The sequence below is a fragment of the Streptomyces sp. NPDC101393 genome (genome assembly GCF_044767385.1).
Taxonomy (GTDB): domain Bacteria; phylum Actinomycetota; class Actinomycetes; order Streptomycetales; family Streptomycetaceae; genus Streptomyces.
The window spans coordinates 482979-503987 of the sequence record NZ_JBIWNU010000009.1 but is presented as its reverse complement, the minus strand read 5'-3'; the positions used below and the strand labels follow the sequence as shown (position 1 = coordinate 503987).

Annotated in this window: 16 protein-coding genes and 2 tRNA genes; 3 read left to right on the top strand and 15 right to left on the bottom strand. The window is 68.9% G+C overall.

The window, feature by feature from the left end:
- Positions 1 to 69: 69 nt before the first annotated feature.
- From rodA to ACIRQ7_RS29215, 9 genes are all read right to left on the bottom strand, one after another.
- Entirely contained in the window at positions 70 to 1284 is a 1215-nt protein-coding gene (gene rodA / locus ACIRQ7_RS29255; protein ID WP_404265611.1) for a rod shape-determining protein RodA, read from the bottom strand.
- Positions 1281 to 3431 carry a penicillin-binding protein 2 gene (gene mrdA / locus ACIRQ7_RS29250; protein WP_404265610.1) on the bottom strand — a complete coding sequence of 717 codons (2151 nt, stop codon included), beginning with the start codon at positions 3429 to 3431 and terminating at the stop codon, positions 1281 to 1283. The genes rodA and mrdA overlap by 4 nt, the downstream gene beginning before the upstream one ends.
- A gap of 85 nt (positions 3432 to 3516) precedes the next feature.
- Positions 3517 to 4251, bottom strand: coding sequence for a rod shape-determining protein MreD (mreD, locus tag ACIRQ7_RS29245; RefSeq protein ID WP_401470288.1), 735 nt, complete (start codon positions 4249 to 4251; stop codon positions 3517 to 3519).
- A gap of 5 nt (positions 4252 to 4256) precedes the next feature.
- Positions 4257 to 5189 (bottom strand): rod shape-determining protein MreC, encoded by a 933-nt coding sequence (mreC, locus tag ACIRQ7_RS29240; protein WP_401470285.1) that lies wholly within the window; start codon positions 5187 to 5189, stop codon positions 4257 to 4259.
- Positions 5190 to 5480: 291 nt separating this feature from the next.
- Complete coding sequence (locus ACIRQ7_RS29235; RefSeq protein ID WP_401470376.1) at positions 5481 to 6500, bottom strand: rod shape-determining protein; 1020 nt, start codon at positions 6498 to 6500, stop codon at positions 5481 to 5483.
- A gap of 295 nt (positions 6501 to 6795) precedes the next feature.
- Complete coding sequence (gene ndk, locus ACIRQ7_RS29230) at positions 6796 to 7209, bottom strand: nucleoside-diphosphate kinase (RefSeq protein WP_401470282.1); 414 nt, start codon at positions 7207 to 7209, stop codon at positions 6796 to 6798.
- Between the two features lie 145 nt (positions 7210 to 7354).
- The gene (locus ACIRQ7_RS29225) at positions 7355 to 7720 is read right to left on the bottom strand and encodes a DUF4233 domain-containing protein (RefSeq protein ID WP_401470279.1); all 366 of its coding nucleotides are present in this window, start codon (positions 7718 to 7720) and stop codon (positions 7355 to 7357) included.
- A 2-nt stretch (positions 7721 to 7722) separates the two neighbouring features.
- Entirely contained in the window at positions 7723 to 9237 is a 1515-nt protein-coding gene (locus tag ACIRQ7_RS29220; protein ID WP_404265609.1) for a bifunctional folylpolyglutamate synthase/dihydrofolate synthase, read from the bottom strand.
- A gap of 47 nt (positions 9238 to 9284) precedes the next feature.
- Complete coding sequence (locus ACIRQ7_RS29215) at positions 9285 to 10733, bottom strand: peptidoglycan D,D-transpeptidase FtsI family protein (RefSeq protein WP_404265608.1); 1449 nt, start codon at positions 10731 to 10733, stop codon at positions 9285 to 9287.
- A gap of 224 nt (positions 10734 to 10957) precedes the next feature.
- Here ACIRQ7_RS29215 and ACIRQ7_RS29210 point away from each other — a divergent pair, with 224 nt between their 5' ends.
- Positions 10958 to 12181: a hypothetical protein gene (locus ACIRQ7_RS29210; protein WP_404265637.1), complete on the top strand. Its 1224-nt coding sequence runs from the start codon at positions 10958 to 10960 to the stop codon at positions 12179 to 12181.
- Here the strand turns inward: ACIRQ7_RS29210 and ACIRQ7_RS29205 are convergent.
- Positions 12147 to 14768, bottom strand: coding sequence for a valine--tRNA ligase (locus ACIRQ7_RS29205; RefSeq protein ID WP_401470270.1), 2622 nt, complete (start codon positions 14766 to 14768; stop codon positions 12147 to 12149). The genes ACIRQ7_RS29210 and ACIRQ7_RS29205 overlap by 35 nt on opposite strands.
- 139 nt (positions 14769 to 14907) lie before the next feature.
- On the opposite strand from ACIRQ7_RS29205, the gene ACIRQ7_RS29200 reads away from it, so the two are divergent.
- Complete coding sequence (locus ACIRQ7_RS29200; RefSeq protein ID WP_404265607.1) at positions 14908 to 15879, top strand: hypothetical protein; 972 nt, start codon at positions 14908 to 14910, stop codon at positions 15877 to 15879.
- Positions 15880 to 15951: 72 nt separating this feature from the next.
- Here ACIRQ7_RS29200 and clpX read toward each other — a convergent pair whose 3' ends face one another.
- From clpX to ACIRQ7_RS29175, 5 genes are all read right to left on the bottom strand, one after another.
- On the bottom strand, positions 15952 to 17235 hold the full coding sequence (gene clpX / locus ACIRQ7_RS29195) for an ATP-dependent Clp protease ATP-binding subunit ClpX (protein ID WP_401470261.1): 1284 nt from the start codon (positions 17233 to 17235) through the stop codon (positions 15952 to 15954).
- Between the two features lie 163 nt (positions 17236 to 17398).
- Positions 17399 to 18073, bottom strand: coding sequence for an ATP-dependent Clp protease proteolytic subunit (locus tag ACIRQ7_RS29190; RefSeq protein WP_401470370.1), 675 nt, complete (start codon positions 18071 to 18073; stop codon positions 17399 to 17401).
- Positions 18074 to 18140: 67 nt separating this feature from the next.
- Positions 18141 to 18743, bottom strand: coding sequence for an ATP-dependent Clp protease proteolytic subunit (locus ACIRQ7_RS29185; RefSeq protein WP_401470367.1), 603 nt, complete (start codon positions 18741 to 18743; stop codon positions 18141 to 18143).
- A gap of 295 nt (positions 18744 to 19038) precedes the next feature.
- Positions 19039 to 20427 carry a trigger factor gene (gene tig, locus ACIRQ7_RS29180; protein WP_404265606.1) on the bottom strand — a complete coding sequence of 463 codons (1389 nt, stop codon included), beginning with the start codon at positions 20425 to 20427 and terminating at the stop codon, positions 19039 to 19041.
- 246 nt (positions 20428 to 20673) lie between these two features.
- Positions 20674 to 20750, bottom strand: a tRNA-Pro gene (locus ACIRQ7_RS29175).
- 182 nt (positions 20751 to 20932) lie between these two features.
- Here ACIRQ7_RS29175 and ACIRQ7_RS29170 point away from each other — a divergent pair.
- A tRNA-Gly gene (locus ACIRQ7_RS29170) sits at positions 20933 to 21006 on the top strand.
- Positions 21007 to 21009 lie beyond the last annotated feature (3 nt).

Genomic DNA, 21009 nt, shown 5'->3' with positions numbered 1-21009 from the left:
GGCGGACCGCAGCCGGTCCTGCCGGCTCGCCCGCCGCACGCACCCCGGCGGGGCGCTGCCCGCCCCCGCTCACCGCGAGGCCGACACCGGCCGTTGCACCCGGATCGACTGGAGCAGTCCGATCGCGATCCAGACGGCGAACATGGACGTGCCGCCGTACGAGACGAAGGGCAGCGGAAGGCCCGTCACGGGCATGATGCCCAGCGTCATGCCGATGTTCTCGAAGGCCTGGAAGGAAAACCAGGCGATGATGCCGGCCGCGACGACCGTGCCGTAGAGCTCGGTGGTCTCGCGGGCGATACGGCAGGCGCGCCACAGGACGACGCCGAGCAGCACGATGATCAGGCCCGCGCCCAGGAAACCGAGTTCCTCGCCCGCGACGGTGAAGATGAAGTCGGTCTGCTGCTCGGGGACGAACTGGCCGGTGGTCTGGCTCCCCTGGAAGAGACCCGAGCCGGTCAGGCCGCCGCCGCCGATGGCGATACGCGCCTGGTTGGTGTTGTAGCCGACACCGGCCGGGTCGAGGCTCGGGTTGGCGAAGGCGGCGAACCGGGCGATCTGGTAGTCGTCGAGCAGACCGAACTGCCAGACGGCGAGGCAGCCGACGACGCCGGTCCCCAGCAGGCCGAGGACCCAGCGGTTGGAGGCGCCGGAGGCGAGCAGGACGCCGAGGATGATCGCGCCGAGGACCATCACCGAGCCGAGGTCGGGCATCAGAAGGATGATGCCGACGGGCACGGCGGCCAGGCCGAGGGCCTGGAAGACGGTCCGGTGGTCGGGGTGCGGGCGGTCGCCGGCGTCGACTCGCGCCGCCAGCAGCATCGCCATACCGAGCGTGATGGTGATCTTCGCGAACTCGGCGGGCTGGAGGGAGAAACCGCCCGGGATGGCCAGCCAGGAACGCGAACCGTTGATGGTGGCGCCCAGCGGGGTCAGCACCAGCAGCGAGAGCACGACGGAGAGGCCGTAGAGGACCGGGACGGCGCCGCGCAGGGTGCGGTGGCCCAGCCAGATAGTGGCGCCGGCCAGGGCGAGGCCGATGCCGGTGTTCAGCAGGTGGTGCAGCAGGAAGAAGTACTGGTCGTCGTGGTTGAGCTCGATGCGGTTGCGGGTGGCCGAGAAGACCAGCACCGCGCCCATGCAGGACAGCGCCAGGCAGGACAGCAGCAGTATCCAGTCCAGCTTGCGGACCACCGAATCGCGCGCGGTGAGCTTCCCCCAGGTGTTGAGTTCGGGGGTGTAGCGCCGGATGGAGAACGTCCGGGAGGTGTGGCTGGTCGTCACTGTTCCTCGCTCGCCGGCTCGGCCGACGGCTTGGGCGCCAACGGCTTGATGGGCTGGGACTCGATCGTGCCGTCACTCGCGATCTTGGGGAGCGAGTCCTGCGGCTTCGGCAGCAGAGCGGCCTTCGGGTCGATGTCGCCCTTCTCGTTGACGCCGTACAGGGCGTTGTAGATGTTGCGCACGGCCGGGCCCGAGGCACCGGAGCCCGTTCCACCCTGGGCGATCGTCATCAGGATCGCGTAGTCCTTGGTGTACGTCGCGAACCAGGAGGTGGTCTGCTTGCCGTAGACCTCGGCGGTGCCGGTCTTGGCGTGCATCGGGATCTTGTCCTGCGGCCAGCCGCCGAACCGCCAGGCGGCGGTGCCGCGGGTGGCGACGCCGGCCAGCGCGCTGTCCATCTGGGCGAGGGTCTTCTTGCCCACCGGCAGCCTGCCGTGCGAGGACGGCTTGATCTGCCGGATGTCCTTGCCGTCGGGGCTGACGACCGCCTTGCCGACGGTCGGGTTGAAGAGGGTGCCGCCGTTGCTGATCGCGGAGTAGATGGTCGCCATCTGGATCGGGGTGACGAGGGTGTCGCCCTGGCCGATGGCGTAGTTGATCGAGTCGTAGGCGTGCAGCTTCATGCCTTCGAGGCAGCCCTCACGGGCGAGCTTGGTGTTGAAGTCCTTCTTCTTCGGCCAGGCCTTCGCGGCCTCGCACCAGTCGGTCTTGTTGGCGTTCCAGAACTGCTTCTTCCACTGACGGTCGGGGACCCGGCCGGTGACCTCGTTGGGAAGGTCGACCCCGGTCTCCTTGCCCAGCCCGAACTGGTGGGCCGTCTTGTAGAACCAGTTGTGGGCGTCCTTCTTCGGCTTGTCCCCGCCGTCCTTCTTCCACTCGTCGTGCGAGAGCTTGTAGAAGACGGTGTCGCAGGAGACCTCCAGCGCCCGGCCCAGGCTGATCGCGCCGTGGCTCTCGGACTCGAAGTTCTTGAAGACCTGACCGCCGATGCTGTACGAGCTGGTGCAGGGGTAGTGGCCGTTGAAGTCGTAGCCCGCGTTGACCGAGGCCGCGGTGGAGATGACCTTGAAGATCGAGCCGGGGGCGGCCTGCCCCTGGATCGCGCGGTTCAGCAGCGGGTAGTTGGACTTCTTGCCGGTGAGGTTGGCGTAGTCCTTGGCGTCGATACCACCGACCCAGGCGTTGGGGTCGTAGGCGGGGTTGGAGGCCATCGCCACCACTCGGCCGGTCTTGGCCTCCATGACGACGGCGGCACCCGAGTCGGCCTTGTAGTTGGTGCCGGTGTTCCGGTCCACTTCCTTGCGGGCGGTCTTCATCGCCTGGTCGAGTTCCCGCTCCGTCAGCGCCTGCACGCGGGCGTCGATGCTGGTGACGACGCTGGAGCCGGACCGGCCCTTCTCGCTCTTGGTCTGGCCGATGACCCGGCCGAGGTTGTCGACCTCGTATCGGGTGACGCCGGCCTTGCCGCGCAGATCGCTGTCGTACGTACGCTCCAGCCCGGAGCGGCCGATCTGGTCGGAGCGCAGCAGCGGCGAACGGGTGTGCTCGGCCTTCTTGATCTCGTCGTCGGTGACCGGCGAGAGATAGCCGAGGACCTGGGCGGTGTTGGCCTTGCCGGGGGCGGCGTAGCGGCGGACCGCGGTGGGCTCCGCGCTGATGCCGGGGAAGTCCTCGGAGCGCTCGCGGATCTGGAGGGCCTGCTGGGTGGTGGCCTCGTCCGTGATCGGGATCGGCTGGTAGGGCGAGCCGTTCCAGCAGGGCTGCGGGGTCTTGGCGTCGCAGAGCCGGACCTTGTTGCGGATCTCCTTCTCGGACATGCCGAGCACCTTGGAGAGCCGGCCGAGCACGCCCTTGCCGTCGTCCTTCATCTTCAGCAGCTCGGTACGGCTGGCGGAGACGACCAGACGGGTCTGGTTGTCGGCCAGCGGCACACCGCGCGCGTCGAGGATGGAGCCGCGGGTGGCGGGATCGATGACCTGCTGGACGTGGTTGCTCTTCGCCTCGTTGGCGAACTCCTCGCCGTTGCGGATCTGCAGGTACCAGAGCCGGCCGCCGAGCGTCAGCAGGAGGGAGAACACCAGGATCTGGATGGCGATGAGACGGACGGTGACCCGGGAGGTCCGGCCCGTTGCGGGAAGGTTGCTCACAGCGCCCCCACTGTTATTCCGATGGCCCGGTCCCGGGCTCGCCGTGCGGTGGTTGTCCGCGCCGCCGGCGCGGTGGGTGCGCCGCTCACAGCCGCTTGACCCCCTTGAGGCGTGCTGCCTTGCCGCGGGCGGTCTTGCCGAGCAGTCCGGTGCGCTGGCTGCCGATGCCGGCCGCCTTGTCCGCGCGGATGCGGCTCGCCTTCATGCTGCTGCGGCTGGACTTGAAGCCGCTGCTGGTGGTGGTCAGCCAGCCGTACGCCGGCTCCCGGGCGATCGCCGAGCCGCTCGCGCTGCCGGAGCCCTCGCCGGCCAGCGGGTCGCTGTCGGTTCTGCGCGCCAGGGCCATCACCAGGGGCACGATGAAGGGGGCGAGCAGCAGGTCGTAGAGGGTGGCGCTGAGCAGCAGCCCGACGATGCCGACGTGCCGGGCGGCGGTGTCCCCGACGAGCGAGCCGACGCCGGCGTAGAGCAGGGTCGAGCCGATGGCGGCGCCGATGACGACCATCAGGGGGACGGTCGCCGAACGGTGGTGGCCGGAGTCCGGCTTGGTCAGTCCGGCGACGTAGCCGATGACGCAGAGGACCAGGGCGTAGCGGCCGATGGCGTGATCGGAGGGCGGGGCGAGGTCGGCGAGCAGCCCGGCGCCGAAGCCGACCAGCGCGCCGCTGACGTGGCCGTAGACCAGCGCGAGGCCCAGGACGATCAGCAGCAGCAGGTCCGGTACGGCACCGGGGAGTTGGAGCCGGGCGAGGATACTGACCTGGATGACCAGGGCCAGGACCACCAGCGGGGTCGCGAGCAGGATCCGGTTGATGCGCATCGGGGTCAGCTCCTGGGGGAGGCGCTCGCGGAGGGCGTTGCGGTGACGGTGACCGTCGGCGCCGGCTTGGGCTTCTCGGGCTTGGGCGGCAGGACGGTGTCGCGCGGGTCCTCGCGGGGCGGCTGGACGACGACGCCGACGATGTCGAGCTGGGAGAAGGCGACGTAGGGACGGACCTGGACGGTGCGGGTCAGCGCGCCGTTGGACCGTTCGACCTTGACGACCTGGCCCACCGGGACGCCCGGCACGAACGGCTTGTCCTTGCTGGAGCCGAAGGTGACCAGCCGGTCGCCCTTGCTGATCGCGGCCTTGCCGTTGAGGAGCTGGACGCGCAGCGAGCGGCCGCCCTGGCCGTTGGCGAAGCCGATCTCGTTGGTCTTCTCCATACGGGTGCCGACGGTGAAGTCGGGGTCGTTGGCCAGCAGCACGGTGGCGGTGTTGGCGCCGACGGTGGTGACCCGGCCGACCAGCCCGTCGCCGTTGAGGACCGTCATGTCGCGGGCGATGCCGTCGCGGGTGCCGGCGTCGATGGTGACGGTCCAGGAGAAGCCCTGGGTGGCGCCGATGGCGATGACCTCGGCGCCCTTGATGCCGTATTGGCCGGTGCCGGCGCTCTTGAGGATCTTGTCGAGCTCGGCGGCGCGGTTGCGGTTGCGGTCGGAGGAGCCGAGCTTGGCCTTCAGGGCGGCGTTCTCGTGCTCCAGCGCGCTGATCCGGGTGTGCCGGTCGCCGGAGTCGCGTACGGCGCCGACGGCGTTGCCGACCGGGTTGACGACGGTTGCCACGCCGCTCTCGACCGGTCCGAAGGCGGATGCGGCGGCTTGCCGGGCACCGTCGAGCGGGGACTGTTCGCCGCCGCGGATATCGACCGTGATCAGCGCGAACGCGATCGCGACCAGCAGCACCAGCAGCAGCCGGCTCTCTCGTGTGTCCCTCACGTGCGGCGGCCGTGTCCTTCCTCGTAGGACCGGCCGGCTGCGGGCCCTCGCCGGTCTCGTTCGGGAGTTGAGCGTTCTGCCTCTATGGAGCGTTGTGCCTTTTGTGGGCGGTGCCGGGTGGTGAAGAGTCAGTGCACCGCGGGTGTGGGGCTGTTGTGTCTGTATATCAGCGATCCGCCGGACGAATCCGTCGATAGGGCCATGGTGCCCGACCCTGGTGGCCGCCGCACGGTGCCGGCGGGGCGGGTCGCGAGCAAGGGCCCGCCTGGAGGACGGCGGGCCCGGCGCTCGCTACCTGCGCGGCTGGGAGTCGAGGACCTGCTGGAGCGCCTCGAACTCCTCGACACACTTGCCGGAACCGAGCGCGACGGAGTCGAGCGGGTCCTCGGCGATATGGATGGGCATTCCGGTCTCGCGGCGCAGCCGCTCGTCGAGGCCGCGGAGCAGGGCGCCGCCTCCGGTGAGCACGATGCCGCGGTCCATGACGTCACCGGAGAGCTCCGGCGGGCACTTGTCGAGGGTCGTCTTCACCGCGTCGACGATGGAGTTGACCGGTTCCTCGATGGCCTTGCGGACCTCGGCGGCCGAGATGACGACGGTCTTCGGCAGGCCCGAGACCAGGTCGCGACCGCGGATCTCGGTGTGCTCGTCCTGCTCCAGGTCGTACGCCGAACCGATGGTGATCTTGATGCTCTCGGCGGTGCGCTCGCCCAGCAGAAGGCTGTACTCCTTCTTGATGTGCTGGATGATCGCGTTGTCCAGCTCGTCGCCGGCCACCCGGATGGACTGGGCCGTGACGATCCCGCCGAGCGAGATGACCGCGACCTCGGTCGTACCGCCGCCGATGTCCACGACCATGTTGCCGGTGGCCTCGTGGACCGGCAGCCCGGACCCGATGGCGGCGGCCATCGGCTCCTCGATGATGTGGACCTGGCGCGCACCGGCCTGGGTGGAGGCCTCGATGACGGCGCGGCGCTCGACTCCGGTGATACCGGAGGGGACGCACACCACCACGCGGGGCCGGGCCATCCAGCGGCGCTTGTGGATCTTGAGGATGAAGTAGCGGAGCATCCGCTCGGTGATCTCGAAGTCGGCGATCACGCCGTCCTTCAGGGGTCGTACGGCGACGATGTTGCCGGGCGTTCGCCCGATCATCTTCTTCGCCTCGGAACCGACCGCCAAGATGCCACCGGTGTTGGTGTTGATGGCCACGACCGACGGTTCGTTGAGAACGATTCCTCGGCCCCTGACGTACACCAGCGTGTTGGCGGTCCCGAGGTCGACAGCCATGTCACGGCCGATGAACGACATGTTGTTCCCCATGAGGATACGTCTGGCCTTCCCAACTGGAGCGAATGCTTACTGGAGGTCGGCAGGAGGTGATGCGCTGTGAGGCGCGGAAGCCTCCATCGTAGTTCGTCGTCTTGCCCTATCGAACACGTTGTAAGGCACTTCCGCCATTGTCAGGCGTACACGCACCCGCCCGCCTCAATGGTGACGTCGTGTCGCGATGATGCGTTCCCCCGATCGCGGTGCATACACCAAAGGGCGACCGGTGATTTTGACGGTCGCCCCTGGTCACGAGGGGTTTAGAGCTGATGAAGCGTCAGGAAACGCCCGGAAAGAAAATCTTGATCTCGCGCTCGGCGGACTCTTCGGAATCCGAGGCGTGGATCAGATTCTCTCGGGTGATCGTGCCGAAGTCCCCACGAATGGACCCACTCGGTGCGGCAATCGGGTCAGTCGGACCCGCCAGCGCACGCACACCCTCGATGACCCGCTCGCCCTCGACGACGAGCGAGACCACCGGACCGGAGGACATGAATTCCACCAGCGGCTCGTAGAACGGCTTGCCGACGTGCTCGGCGTAGTGCTGCTCCAGAAGCTCACGGTCCAGGCTGCGCAGCTCCAGTGCGCCGATCGTCCAGCCGGCCTTGTTCTCGATACGGCCGATGATCTCGCCGACCAGACCGCGGCGAACGGCGTCGGGCTTGAGAAGGACGAGGGTGCGCTGGCTCACGAAAGACTCCCTGTATACGAACGACGGTCAGCGGGTGCCCTGAGGCTACATGGGGGACACGGCCTCTCGCGGGCCCGCCCCCGGCCTCCGGAGCGGCCGTCCCGGGCCCGGCCGCCAGGCCCCCCGCCGGGCCGCCTCCGGGGTCCTACGCCGGGTCCCCCACCGGCTCATCCGCCGCTTCGGCCTGCTCCGCCCAACGGGCCTTCGCCTCATCGATCTTGCGGCCGAAATGGACCGACGCCCACCACAGGGCCGCGAACACGGCGCCCAGGAAGAACATCGTCGGAATGACGAAGCCACTGGCGATCAGGGCGATCTGCAGCGCCCAGCCGAGCTGGATGCCGCCGGGGCGGGAGAGCATGCCGCACAGCAGCACGCTCAGCAGCATCGCCGCCCCGCTGACGGTCCAGACCGTGGCCGCCGACAGATCACCGAGCTGCGTCGCGACCAGGCCGGCGAAGCCGATCACGAAGAACTCCCCTATCAGGGTGCTCGCACACAAGGTGCGCATGGTCATTTCCTCCCCATGAGCAGCCGGGCCTCGCCGACCGTGATCACCGAGCCGGTCACCAGCACACCCGCTCCGGAATACTCGCCCTCTTCCTCGGCGAGGGTGATCGCCGACTCCAGGGCATCGTCGAGCCGCGGCTCGACCTGGACCCGGTCGGCGCCGAACACCTCGACGGCGACGGCCGCCAGCTCATCGGGGTCCATCGCACGATGGCTGGCGTTCCGCGTCACCACGACCTCGGCGAAGATCGGCTCGAAGGCCTCCAGGAAACCCCGGACGTCCTTGTCCGCGCTGGCCCCGACCACGCCCACCAGACGGCTGAAGCCGAAGGCCTCGGTGACCGCCTCGGCCGCCGCCCGCGCGCCGGCCGGGTTGTGCGCCGCGTCCAGCACGACCGTCGGGCTGCGCCGGACGACCTCCATGCGGCCGGGCGAGGAGACGGCGGCGAACGCCGAGCGGATGGTGTCGATGTCCAGCACCCGGGCGTGCTCGGAGCCGACGCCGAAGAACGCCTCGACCGCGGCGAGCGCCACCGCGGCGTTGTGCGCCTGATGGGCGCCGTACAGCGGGAGGAAGATCTCCGGATACTCGCCGCCCAGCCCGCGCAGCGTCAGCATCTGGCCGCCGACCGCGACCTCGCGGCCGATCACCCCGAATTCCATGCCCTCGCGGGCGACCGTGGCATCCACCTCGACGGCGCGCTTGAGCATCACGGACGCCGCGTCGACCGGCTGCTGGGCCAGCACGACGGTGGCGTCCTTCTTGATGATCCCGGACTTCTCCCCGGCGATCAGCTCGGGCGTCTCACCCAGCCGGTCGGTGTGGTCCAGCGAGATCGGGGTGACCACGGCGACATCGCCGTCGATCACATTCGTCGCGTCCCAGGTGCCGCCCATGCCGACCTCGACGACGGCGATGTCCACCGGCGCGTCGGCGAAGGCCGCGTACGCCATCGCCGTCAGGACCTCGAAGAAGGACAGGCGGTAATCCTGCTGGGTGTCGACCATCTCCACATACGGGGCGATGTCGTGGTACGTCTCGATGAAGCGCTCGGCGGAGATCGGGCTGCCGTCCAGGCTGATGCGCTCGGTGACGGACTGGACGTGCGGGCTGGTGTAGCGGCCGGTGCGCAGGTCGAAGGCGCACAGCAGGGCCTCGATCATGCGGGCCGTGCTGGTCTTGCCGTTGGTGCCGGTGATGTGGATCGACGGATACGCGCGCTGCGGCGAACCCAGGATGTCCAGCAGCGCCTCGATGCGCTGCACCGACGGGTCGAGCTTGGTCTCACCCCAGCGGCCGGCCAGCTCGTCCTCCACGGCACGCAGCGCGCGGTCGACCTCGGGGTCGGTGGGGCGGGCAGGGACACCGTCGTCCTGCGGCGGTCCGGCCTGCGCGCGCAGGGTGCGGCTGCCGGCCTCGATCACCGCGAGATCGGGGTCACGGCTGGTCTCCGCCTCGACCATGTCGTCGAAGGCTTCGGTCGGGTCAGGGTCGTCGTTCTGGGGGCGCTCGCTCACGCCGACCAGTCTACGAGGCACCGGTGACAGCGGTCGCGCTGCGGCACCTACCCGAGGGCCGCCTTCATCATGGAGCGGGCGATCGGGGCCGCGAGACCGTTGCCGGAGATCTCGTTGCGGGCCGCATGGCCGTCCTCGACCATCACGGCCACCGCGACCTGGCGGCCTTCACTGTCCTCGGCATAGGAGACGAACCAGGCGTAGGGCGTACCGCTGTTGTCGACGCCGTGCTGAGCGGTGCCCGTCTTGCCGCCGACGGTCAGTCCGCCGATCTTCGCGCCGGATCCGGTGCCCTTGTCCACCACCGTCCCCATCGCCGACCGCAGCTGCTCGGCGGTCCGCGCCGACATCGCCCGGCCGTACGTCTTCGGGGTGTTCTGCTGGACGGTGTTGCCGCCGCCGTCGGTCAGCTTGTCGACCAGCTGCGGGCTCTTCAGCTCACCGCCGTGGGCGATGGCCGCGGAGACCATCGCCATCTGCAGCGGGGTCGCCTGGTCGTTGAACTGGCCGATCCCGGACAGCGCGGTCTGCGCGTCGTCCATGTCGGTGGGGTAGACGCTCTTGCCGGCCCGTACCGGGGTGTCCACCTTGTCGTCGTTGAAGCCGAACTTCTCGGCCTGCGCCGCCACCTTCTGCTGCCCCAGGTCGGCGGCCATCTTCGCGAAAACGGTGTTGCAGGAGTACTGGAGCGCGGTGCGGATGTCGGCGTTCTTGCAGGGCGCGGAGGCGTTCTCGTTGGTCAGCTCGGTGCGGGTGTGCGGCAGGGTGTACGGGTCGGGGCTCTTGGTGGGCTCGTCCACCGAGGAGTACAGGCCGTCCTCCAGCGCGGCGGCCGCGACCACCAGCTTGAAGGTGGAGCCGGGCGGCAGCGGCTGGCGCAGCGCGCGGTTCAGCTCGGGCTTCCCGGCATTGTCCGACATCGCCTTCCAGGCCTTCTGGTCGGCGCTGCCGGAACCGGAGAACTTCGCCGGGTCGTAGGACGGTGTGCTGACCATGCCCAGGATCCGCCCGGTCGCCGGGTCCATGGCGACCGCGGCGCCCGTCTTGTCGCCGAGCGCCTCGTAGCCGGCCTTCTGCACCTTGGAGTCGATGGTGGTGGCCACGTCGCCGCCCTTGGCGCGGCGGTGCGTCAGCGCGTCGGCGGGGCTCTGCAGCCGGCTGTCGGAGCCGTCGAGGAGGTCGCCGTTCAGGCTCTCCAGCTGGTTGCTGCCGAAGATCTGCGAGGTGAAGCCGGTGACCGGCGCGTACAGCGGGCCGTCCTTGTACGTCCGCTTGTACTTCAGGGAGGAGGGGGTGGCGACGGATCCGGTGACCGGCCGCCCGCCGACGAGGATGTTGCCCAGCGGCGCGGAGTACTTGCCGATCGCCACCCGCGGGTTCTTCGGGTCGTCCTTGTAGTCGCTCGCCTTCGCGGCCTGCAGCCAGGTGGCCCAGCCCATCAGCGCGAGTATCAGCGCGAGGCAGAAGACCGAGACCCGTCGCAGCGGTTTGTTCATGGCGGGCGCGGCTCCTCGGTGCTGTTCGTGCGCGGTCTGCCGGGGCTCCGGCATTCCGTTCCACCGTGCCTCGCCGACATGAGAGCGCCATGAGAACGATCAATTGACCGGACGGAACAACTTTTTGCCGCATTCCGCCCTCTTCGACGGCGGGCTCTGAACACCCCGGTACGCCCACAACGGAGAGCGGGAGCTGAGGACGGGTGCCGGCAATCAGCCAGCGGATGCATTTGGTGCTGCTCACCGTGTGGACCGTGCTCTGGTTCGCCGTGGTCGAGCCGAACGGCGGCTTCTCCTGGCACTATCTGCGCACCGGCGGCGAACTCCTCTACCAGGGCGCCGCCGGCGACGGCACCGGAGGCCTCAACCTCTACGCCCACCACCCCGAACTCCAGATGGGCCCGGTCAGCTTCCTCGTCGCGGGACTGTTCAACCCTTTCCACGAGGCCACCGGCCAGTTCCTCGCCGCGGCCCTGATGTCGCTGCTCGGCCTGGTGATCGTGGTCCTGGCCGGCCGCAGCGCCGCCCACCACTTCCTCGGCACCGGCACCAACCACCAGCGGCTGCGGCAGCGCGTCCTGATCGCCGGGCTCGCGTTCATCCCCATGTGGATCGAGGTCGCGGTCCGCTTCGGGCATCTCGACGACGTCCTCGCGCTGTTCTTCACCACCCTCGCGGTACGTTCCGTCACCCGCGGCAACGCCGCCCTGACCGGCGCGTGCCTGGCGCTGGCCATGGACTCCAAGCCGACCGCGCTGGCCTTCGTGCCGCTGCTGCTCGCCCTCCCCCGGGAGAAGTGGCTGCGCGCCGCCCTGTGGCTGGCGGGCCTGGTCGCGCTCGCCTGGCTGCCGTTCTTCATCGGCGACCCGCAGTCCCTCGCCGCGGCGAAGTTCGCCATCCCCAACCATCCGGCGTCCGCACTGCGCTGGCTGGGCGTCGGCGACCCGGAGACACCCGGCTGGGACCGGCCCGCGCAGGCCGCCCTGGGGCTCGCGCTGGGCGCCCTCGCCGTCTGGCGCGGCCGGTGGGCCGCCGTGGTCCTGCTCGGCGCCAACGCCCGCATCGTCCTGGACCCGAGCGTCTACACGTACTACACGGCGTCCGTACTGCTCGGCACCCTGCTGTGGGACGTCATCGGCCAGCGACGGCTGGTCCCCTGGTGGAGCTGGCTGGCGCTGCTCACCCTCTACGGGAGCGTCTTCGCGATACCCGACGACGCCGCACGCGGCCTGATCCGGTTCGCGTTCGTGGCGGTGTCGACGGCGTACGTGCTGTTCTGGCCGGTGCGGGAACGGGGCGGGCGCGGCCAGGGGCAGCGGGGACAACGGGGGCGGGTACGCCGCAGGCCCCCCGCCCGTGAGGACGAGGGGCCTGCGAGCGGCACGGAACCCGGGCCGTGGCCCGGTCGGGCCGCTACGCCTGGGGCAGGGCCGCCAGCTGCGCGGTGATCCGGACGATGTCCGCCTCCGCGGCCTCCAGCCGGCCGCGGATCTTGTCCACGACCTTCTCCGGCGCCTTGGCGAGGAACGCCTCGTTGCCGAGCTTGCCGTTGGCCTGCGCCTTCTCCTTCTCCGCCGCGGCCAGGTCCTTCGTCAGCCGCTTGCGCTCGGCCTCGATGTCGATCGCACCGGACAGGTCCAGCGCGACGGTCGCGCCCGCGACCGGCAGCGAGGCGGTGGCGCTGAAGTCGTCACCGGCCGGCTGCAGCCGCAGCAGCGAACGCATCCCGGCCTCGTGCGCCGCCAGCGCCGTACCGGACAGGTCCAGCCGGGCCGGAACCTTCTGGCCGGGCTGCAGCCCCTGGTCCGAGCGGAAGCGGCGGACCTCGGTGACCACCTGCTGCACGAGCCCGATCTCCTGCTCGGCCGCCGCGTCCCGGAAGCCGGAGTCGCCCGGCCACTCGGCGATGACGACCGACTCACGGCCGGTCAGCGTCGTCCACAGGGTCTCGGTGACGAACGGGACGATCGGGTGCAGCAGCCGCAGCGTGACGTCCAGGACCTCGCCCAGCACCCGGCGCGAGACCTCGGCGGCCGGCCCGCCCGCCATGAAGGTCGTCTTGGACAGCTCGACGTACCAGTCGAAGACCTCGTCCCACGCGAAGTGGAAGAGCGTGTCCGACAGCTTCGCGAACTGGTAGTCGTCGTAGTACGCGTCCACCTCGGCGACGACCGAGTTCAGCCGCGACAGGATCCACCGGTCGGTCGCCGACAGCTGCTCGGCGGCCGGCAGCTCACCCTCGATCGTGGCGCCGTTCATCATCGCGAAGCGGGTGGCGTTCCAGATCTTGTTGGCGAAGTTCCGGGACCCCTGGACCCAGTCCTCGCCGATCGGCACGTCGACACCGGGGTTGGCGCCGCGGGCGAGGGTGAAGCGGACGGCGTCCGCGCCGTACGCCTCCATCCAGTCCAGCGGATTGACCGCGTTCCCGAAGGACTTGGACATCTTCTTGCCGAACTGGTCACGGACCATGCCGTGCAGCGCGATGGTGTGGAACGGCGGGGTGCCGTCCATCGCGTAGATGCCGAACATCATCATCCGGGCGACCCAGAAGAACAGGATGTCGTAGCCGGTGACCAGGACGGAGTTCGGGTAGAACTTCTCGACGCTCGGGGTCTGCTCGGGCCAGCCCAGGGTGGAGAACGGCCACAGTCCGGACGAGAACCAGGTGTCGAGGACGTCCGTGTCCTGCGTCCAGCCCTCGCCGGTCGGCGCCTCGTCGTCCGGTCCGACGCAGACGACCTCGCCGTTCGGGCCGTACCAGACCGGAATGCGGTGTCCCCACCACAACTGCCGCGAGATGCACCAGTCGTGGAGGTTGTCGACCCAGCCGAAGTAGCGGGACTCCATCTCCTTGGGGTGGATCGCGACCTTGCCGTCACGGACCGCGTCACCGGCGGCCTGCGCCAGCGGGCCGACCTTGACCCACCACTGCATCGACAGCCGCGGCTCGATGGTCGTCTTGCAGCGCGAGCAGTGCCCGACGGAGTGGGTGTACGGACGCTTCTCGGCGACGATGCGGCCCTCGGCGCGCAGCGCGCCGACGATCGCGGAACGGGCCTCGAAACGGTCCAGGCCCTGGAAGGGGCCGTGCGCGGTGATCACACCGCGCTCGTCGAGGACGGCGAGGTTGGGCAGGTCGTGCCGGCGGCCGATCTCGAAGTCGTTCGGGTCGTGGGCCGGGGTGACCTTGACCGCGCCGGTGCCGAACTCCGGGTCGACGTGCTCGTCGGCGACGACCGGGATACGGCGGCCGGTCAGCGGCAACTCGATCTCGGTGCCGACGAGATGCGCGTACCGCTCGTCCTCCGGGTGGACCGCGACCGCGGTGTCACCCAGCATCGTCTCCGCACGGGTCGTGGCGACGACGATCGACGAGTCGCCCTCGCCGTAGCGGATCGAGACCAGCTCGCCGTCGTCGTCCTGGTACTCCACCTCGATGTCCGAGATGGCGGTCAGGCAGCGCGGGCACCAGTTGATGATGCGCTCGGCGCGGTAGATCAGCTCGTCGTCGTAGAGCCGCTTGAAGATGGTCTGGACGGCCTTGGTCAGGCCCTCGTCCATCGTGAACCGCTCACGCGACCAGGCGACGCCGTCGCCCAGCCGGCGCATCTGGCCCGAGATCTGGCCGCCGGACTCGTTCTTCCACTGCCAGACGCGCTCGACGAACGCCTCACGGCCCAGGTCGTGGCGGGAGACGCCCTCCTTGGCCAGCTCGCGCTCGACGACGTTCTGGGTGGCGATACCGGCGTGGTCCATGCCCGGCTGCCACAGCGTCTCGAAGCCCTGCATGCGCTTACGCCGGGTGAGCGCGTCGATGAGGGTGTGCTCGAAGGCGTGCCCCAGGTGCAGGGACCCGGTGACGTTCGGCGGCGGGATGACGATCGTGTACGGCGGCTTCTCGCTCTTCTCGTCCGCCTCGAAATAGCCCCGCTCTACCCAGCGCTCGTACAGCGGCCCCTCTACGTCGGCCGGCGTGTACTGAGTCGGCAGTTCGGGGGCGCTGTGGGTGCTCTGCTGAGTGTTCTCGGTCACGACGCACAGTGTACGGGCGCGGATGTAGCAGTCTCGAACCGGTTTCGCCCCCGGGGCACCGGCTGTCGGTGGCGTCGTACAGGATGTCGGCAGCGCATAAACATCAGCTGCCTGAAGTTGTCACGAGGGGAACCGCTCCATGAGCTACAACCAGCCGCCACCCGGCCCGTACGGCCAGCAGCCGCAGCAGCCCGGCCCGTACGGTCAGCCGCAGCAGCCTCAGCAGCCCGGGTACGGCTACCCGCAGCAGGGCGGCCAGGTGCCCCCGCAGCAGGGATACGGATACCCCCAGGGCGGCCAGGCGCCCCCGCAGGGCTACGGCTACCCCCAGCAGGGCGGCCAGCCCGGCTACGGCCAGCAGCCCCAACAGCCCGGCCCCTACGGCCAGCAGACGCCGTACGGCATGATCCCCCCGGCCCCGCCGGAGTCCGGCGGCAACGGCAAGAAGATCGGCCTCATCGTCGGAGCGGTCGCGGTCGTGGCGGCCATCGGCGTCGGCGCGTACTTCGTCTTCGGCTCGGGCGGTGGCGGCGACGTGAAGCCGTACACGATGGTGATGCCGGAGAAGCTGCTGAGTGGTGAGTTCACCAAGTCGTCGGACGGTTCCGGGGCCGGCGGCGCCGAGGACCTCACCGACGACAAGGAGTCCAAGGCGCTGGGGATCACGGACGGCAAGGGTGTCCAGGGCGCGTACGAGAACCCCAGCAAGCTGAAGCTCTCGGTGGCCGGCGCCTACGGCAAGATCGCTGACCCCGAGTCCGCGGTGGACCAGATGTTCGCCAAGCTGGACGACAACCAGAAGAAGTCCGCGGCCACCCGGAAGGTCCAGATCGAGACGGTCACCGAGGCCACCGAATACTCGCCGGACGGATTCGACGGCGCGGTGCTCAAGTGCAAGACACAGAAGATCACCGCCGGTCAGGGTGGCATCAACATCTCGCTCAACGCCTCCGTCTGCATCTGGGGTGACACCAGCGCGATCGGCGTCGTCACGGCGACCGACACGCCCCCCACCTCCGCGACGGCTGAGTCCCTCGCGAAGGCGCCCGGCGCCGAGGAACTGGCGGAGAAGACCGCCAAGATCCGCGACGAGGTCCGCAAGGAGAAGTGAGCAGACAGAGAGCCGCCGGCAGCGTCCTCGTTGCCGGCGGCTCTCTCGTTGTCCGTGCGGTGGACCGCCCCGTTACGCGCTCTTCTCCTGCGGCTCGTCCGACTCACCGCGGTTGCGGGGGACGAGGGTCGGGTTCACGTTGGAGTGCACGACCTCTTCGGTGATGACGACGCGGGCGACGTCCTTGCGGGACGGGATTTCGTACATCACCGCCTGCAGGACCTCTTCCATGATGGCGCGCAGACCGCGGGCGCCGGTGCCTCGGAGGATGGCCTGGTCGGCGATGGCTTCCAGGGCCGGGCGGTCGAAGTCCAGCTCCACACCGTCGAGTTCGAAGAGCCGCTGGTACTGCTTGACGAGCGCGTTGCGCGGCTCGACGAGGATCTGCAGCAGGGCCTCGCGGTCGAGGTTGTGGACGGAGGTGATGACCGGGACGCGGCCGATGAACTCCGGGATCATCCCGAACTTCACCAGGTCCTCCGGCATGACCTCCTGGAGCTGGTCCTTGGACTCGATCTCGCGCTTGGAGCGGATCGTGGCGCCGAAGCCGATGCCCTTGGCACCGGACCGCGCCTCGACGATCTTCTCCAGGCCGGCGAACGCGCCGCCCACGATGAACAGCACGTTCGTCGTGTCGATCTGGATGAATTCCTGGTGCGGGTGCTTGCGGCCGCCCTGCGGCGGCACGGAGGCGGTGGTGCCCTCCAGGATCTTCAGCAGCGCCTGCTGGACGCCCTCGCCGGAAACATCGCGGGTGATCGAAGGGTTCTCGCTCTTACGGGCGACCTTGTCGATCTCGTCGATGTAGATGATGCCGGTCTCGGCCTTCTTGATGTCGAAGTCCGCGGCCTGGATCAGCTTGAGGAGGATGTTCTCGACGTCCTCGCCGACGTAGCCGGCCTCCGTCAGCGCCGTGGCGTCGGCGAACGCGAAGGGGACGTTCAGCATCCTGGCGAGCGTCTGGGCAAGCAGGGTCTTGCCGGAGCCGGTGGGGCCGAGCAGCAGGATGTTGGACTTGGCGAGCTCGATGCCCTCGTCGCCGCGCCCGCCGCCGTTCTCGCCCGCCTGCACCCGCTTGTAGTGGTTGTAGACGGCGACCGAGAGCGCCTTCTTGGCGGGCGACTGGCCCACCACGTAGCTCTCCAGGAACTCGTAGATCTCCCGAGGCTTGGGGAGTTCCTCCCACCGCACCTCGGAGGTCTCGGCGAGCTCCTCCTCGATGATTTCGTTGCAGAGGTCGATGCACTCGTCGCAGATGTACACACCAGGTCCCGCGATGAGCTTCTTCACCTGCTTCTGGCTCTTTCCGCAGAATGAGCACTTGAGCAGGTCGCCGCCGTCACCGATGCGTGCCACGAGGTGCTTCCCCTTCGCCTGGGATCCGCATTGCTCCTACGGACCCGGGTGCTTGCCTATCGACGGTACCTTGCCGGGCCCCCCGTACGGGCCCCCCTTGGACCGACTGAAGTTCACTCGGCCCAAGGGGGCAACTCTCCGGCTCATTTCGCGAGGACCGCGATCAGACCGAGACGGACGACTTCCGCGTCGAGACGATCTGGTCGACCAGACCGTACGCCAGGGACTCCTCGGCCGTCAGGATCTTGTCGCGCTCGATGTCGTCGCGGATCTTCTCGATCGGGGTGGAGGAGTGCTTGGCCAGCAGGTCTTCCAGCTGCGAACGCATCCGCAGGATTTCGTTGGCGGCGATCTCCAGGTCGGAAACCTGGCCGCGGCCGGTCTCGCTGTACGGCTGGTGGATCAGCACGCGGGCGTTCGGCAGCGCCATCCGCTTGCCGGGGGTGCCGGCCGCGAGCAGCACGGCCGCGGCGGAGGCCGCCTGGCCCATGCAGACCGTCTGGATGTCGGGCTTCACGAACTGCATCGTGTCGTAGATCGCGGTGAGCGCCGTGAAGGAGCCACCGGGCGAGTTGATGTAGATCGAGATGTCCCGGTCGGGGTCCATCGACTCCAGGCACAGCAGCTGCGCCATGACGTCGTTGGCCGAAGCGTCGTCGATCTGCACGCCGAGGAAGATCACCCGCTCCTCGAAGAGCTTGGCGTACGGGTCGTACTCGCGCACACCCTGCGACGTGCGCTCGACGAAGCGCGGAATGATGTAGCGGGACTCGGCCCGAGGACCGGAAAACTCGGACTCGGCGCCCTGGTTCAGGCCGCTGCCGGGGTAGTTGTTCATCGTGGTGTTCACCGTCCTGGTGGCGATCAAGTGGGCTGGGGTGGCTGTGGGGCGAGTGGTACGGGGCTCAGGCCCCGGTGCCGCCCCCGCCCGGAACGCCTGCGGCGGAGGTCATCACGTCATCGATGAGGCCGTACTCCTTGGCCTCGTCGGCGGAGAACCAGCGGTCGCGGTCGGAGTCGTGGGTGATCCGGTCGACGGTCTGGCCGGTGTGGAAGGCGGTCAGCTCCGCCATCCGCTTCTTGGTGTGCAGCAGCCGCTCGGCGTGGATCTTGATGTCCGAGGCGGAGCCCGCCAGACCCGCGGACGGCTGGTGGATCAGGATCTCCGCATTCGGCAGCGCGAAACGCTTGCCCGGGGTACCGGCACTCAGCAGGAACTGCCCCATCGAGGCGGCGAGGCCCATCGCGATCGTCACGACGTCGTTCTTGATGTACTGCATCGTGTCGTAGATCGCCAGACCGGCCGAGATCGAGCCGCCCGGAGAGTTGATGTAGAGGAAGATGTCCTTGTCCGGGTCCGCGGCGAGGAGAAGCAGCTGCGCGGTGATCTTGTTGGCGATGTCGTCGTCGACCTGCTGGCCGAGAAAGATGATCCGCTCGCCGAGCAGCCGGTTGTAGACCTGGTCGCCGAGGCCACCGAAGGTCGGCTCAGCGGCGGCGGAAGGCATCGGGATCGTCACGTGTCCACCTGCTCGTTGTCGGACGGCTCGAGACCGTCTCAGCGTCGTCTTCTGGGGCGCGGGGACCGTCGCCGTGTGGTGCTTCCGGCGCGGTGTGCGGTACTCCCCTGCCCTCGTATCTACGGACCCTAACGCGCAGGTCGGACAACGCCATCCCGCATCGATAACTGTTCGCTGTGAGCGCAGGCTCACCGGGCCGGTATGACTACGGGCCCGAACACGCGGACGTGCGTGTTCGGGCCCGTGATCAGCTGACTCGGGGAAGCAGCGAGGGAGCCGGGGCTCAGGCCTCGTTCTTCTCCTCGGCCGGGGCGTCCTCGGCGGTCTCGGCGCCGGCCTCGACCGTCTCGGCGGTCTCGTCCTCGTCGTCGAGGTCGACGACCTCGCCGGTGGTGTCCTTGACCGTGGCGGCCTCGACGACCACGGCGAGTGCCTTGCCGCGGGCGACCTCGCCGACGAGCATCGGCACCTGGCCACCCTCGACGACGGCCTGGGCGAACTGGTCGGGGGACATACCGGAGGACTGCGCGCGGCGCATGAGGTGCTCGGTGAGCTCCTCCTGGCTGACGTTCAGCTTCTCCTTGTTGACCAGCTCATCCAGGATGAACTGGGTCTTGATGCCCTTCTCCGCCTGCTCCTTGGTCTCGGCGTCGAACTCTTCCTCGGTCTTGCCCTGGATCTCCAGGTACTTCGCGAGGTCGAGGCCCATCTGGCCGAGCTGGTGGTTCTCCAGGTTGTGCTTGCGGGTCTGGATCTCGTCCGCGAGCAGCTTCTCGGGAATCGGCACCTCGACGAGCTTGAGCAGCTCGTCCAGGACCTTCTCCTGCGCCTGGGTGGCCTGGTCGTACTTCTTCATCTGGGCAAGGCGCTTGCTGCTGTCGGCGCGAAGCTCTTCCAGCGTGTCGAACTCACTCGCCAGCTGCGCGAAGTCATCGTCCAGCTCGGGGAGTTCGCGGGCGGCGACGGCGGTGACGTCGACCTTGACCTCGGCCTCCTTGCCCTGGGCGGAGCCGCCCTTGAGCTCGGAGGTGAAGGTGGCGCTGCCGCCGGCCTCGACGCCCTTGACGGCCTCGTCGATGCCGTCGAGGAGCTCACCGGAGCCGACGGTGTAGCTGACGCCCTGGGCGACGCCGTCCTCCAGGACCTCGCCGTCCACCTTGGCCTCGAGGTCCAGCGTCAGGACGTCGCCGTCCTGGGCGGCCCGCTCGACCGGGGAGGTCGAGGCGAAGCGCTCACGAAGCTGCTCGACGGACTTGTCGATGTCCTCGTCCGACACCTCGATGGCGTCGACCTCGACCTCGATACCGGAGTAGTCCGGGATCTCCAGGGCGGGGCGGATGTCGACCTCGGCGGTGAAGGCCAGCAGCTCGCCGTCCTTCAGCTCGGTGATGTCCACGTCGGGCTGGCCGAGGACATTCAGCTCACCCTCGTTGACCGCCTCGGTGTAGAACTTCGGGAGGGCGTCGTTGACGGCCTCCTCCAGCACCGCACCGCGGCCGAACCGCTGGTCGATGACGCGGGCCGGGATCTTGCCCTGGCGGAAGCCCTTCACCGTGACCTGCTGGTTGATCTTCTTGTACGCCGCGTCGAGGCTGTCCTTGAGCTCCTCGAAGGGCACCTCGACTGTGAGCCGAACCCGGGTCGGGTTCAGGGTCTCCACGGCGCTCTTCACGGTTCGGTCTCCTTGGGGCTGACTTCTGGGGTTCTGCTTGAGATCCGCCGGCACCCGCTGATTCGGGCCCCGGCCGACCGCGCCCGGTACACAGACACACGGACACGCAGCTTGCATAGTAACCGCAAGGAGGATGGCGCCCACAACGCGATCTTGAACAGCCGCTTGTCCCGGGGCCTGCGAGGGCTTCGCGGTGGTGCTGTGCGGTGGTGAGAGGCGGCTCTGACATGAGCCGCGGAAAGGTGCTGGTCGGGGTGGCCGGATTCGAACCGACGACCTTCCGCTCCCAAAGCGGACGCGCTACCAAGCTGCGCCACACCCCGTCGGTGCGACACGTAGGGTACATGGCCGCAGACAGCGCGGCTGCCAGTTATCGGGATGCCCGCGGGGGCGCGCGGGAGCACGTACGCACCGCGTGCGTCCGTCGGCGCGATGTGGTGTGCGAGCAGGCGCCATGACCCGCTACGATGCTGTGCGTGCCGAGGTCCTTGGACCGGTGGCGCTTGCGGGTGTAGCTCAATGGTAGAGCCCCAGTCTTCCAAACTGGCTACGCGGGTTCGATTCCCGTCACCCGCTCCACAG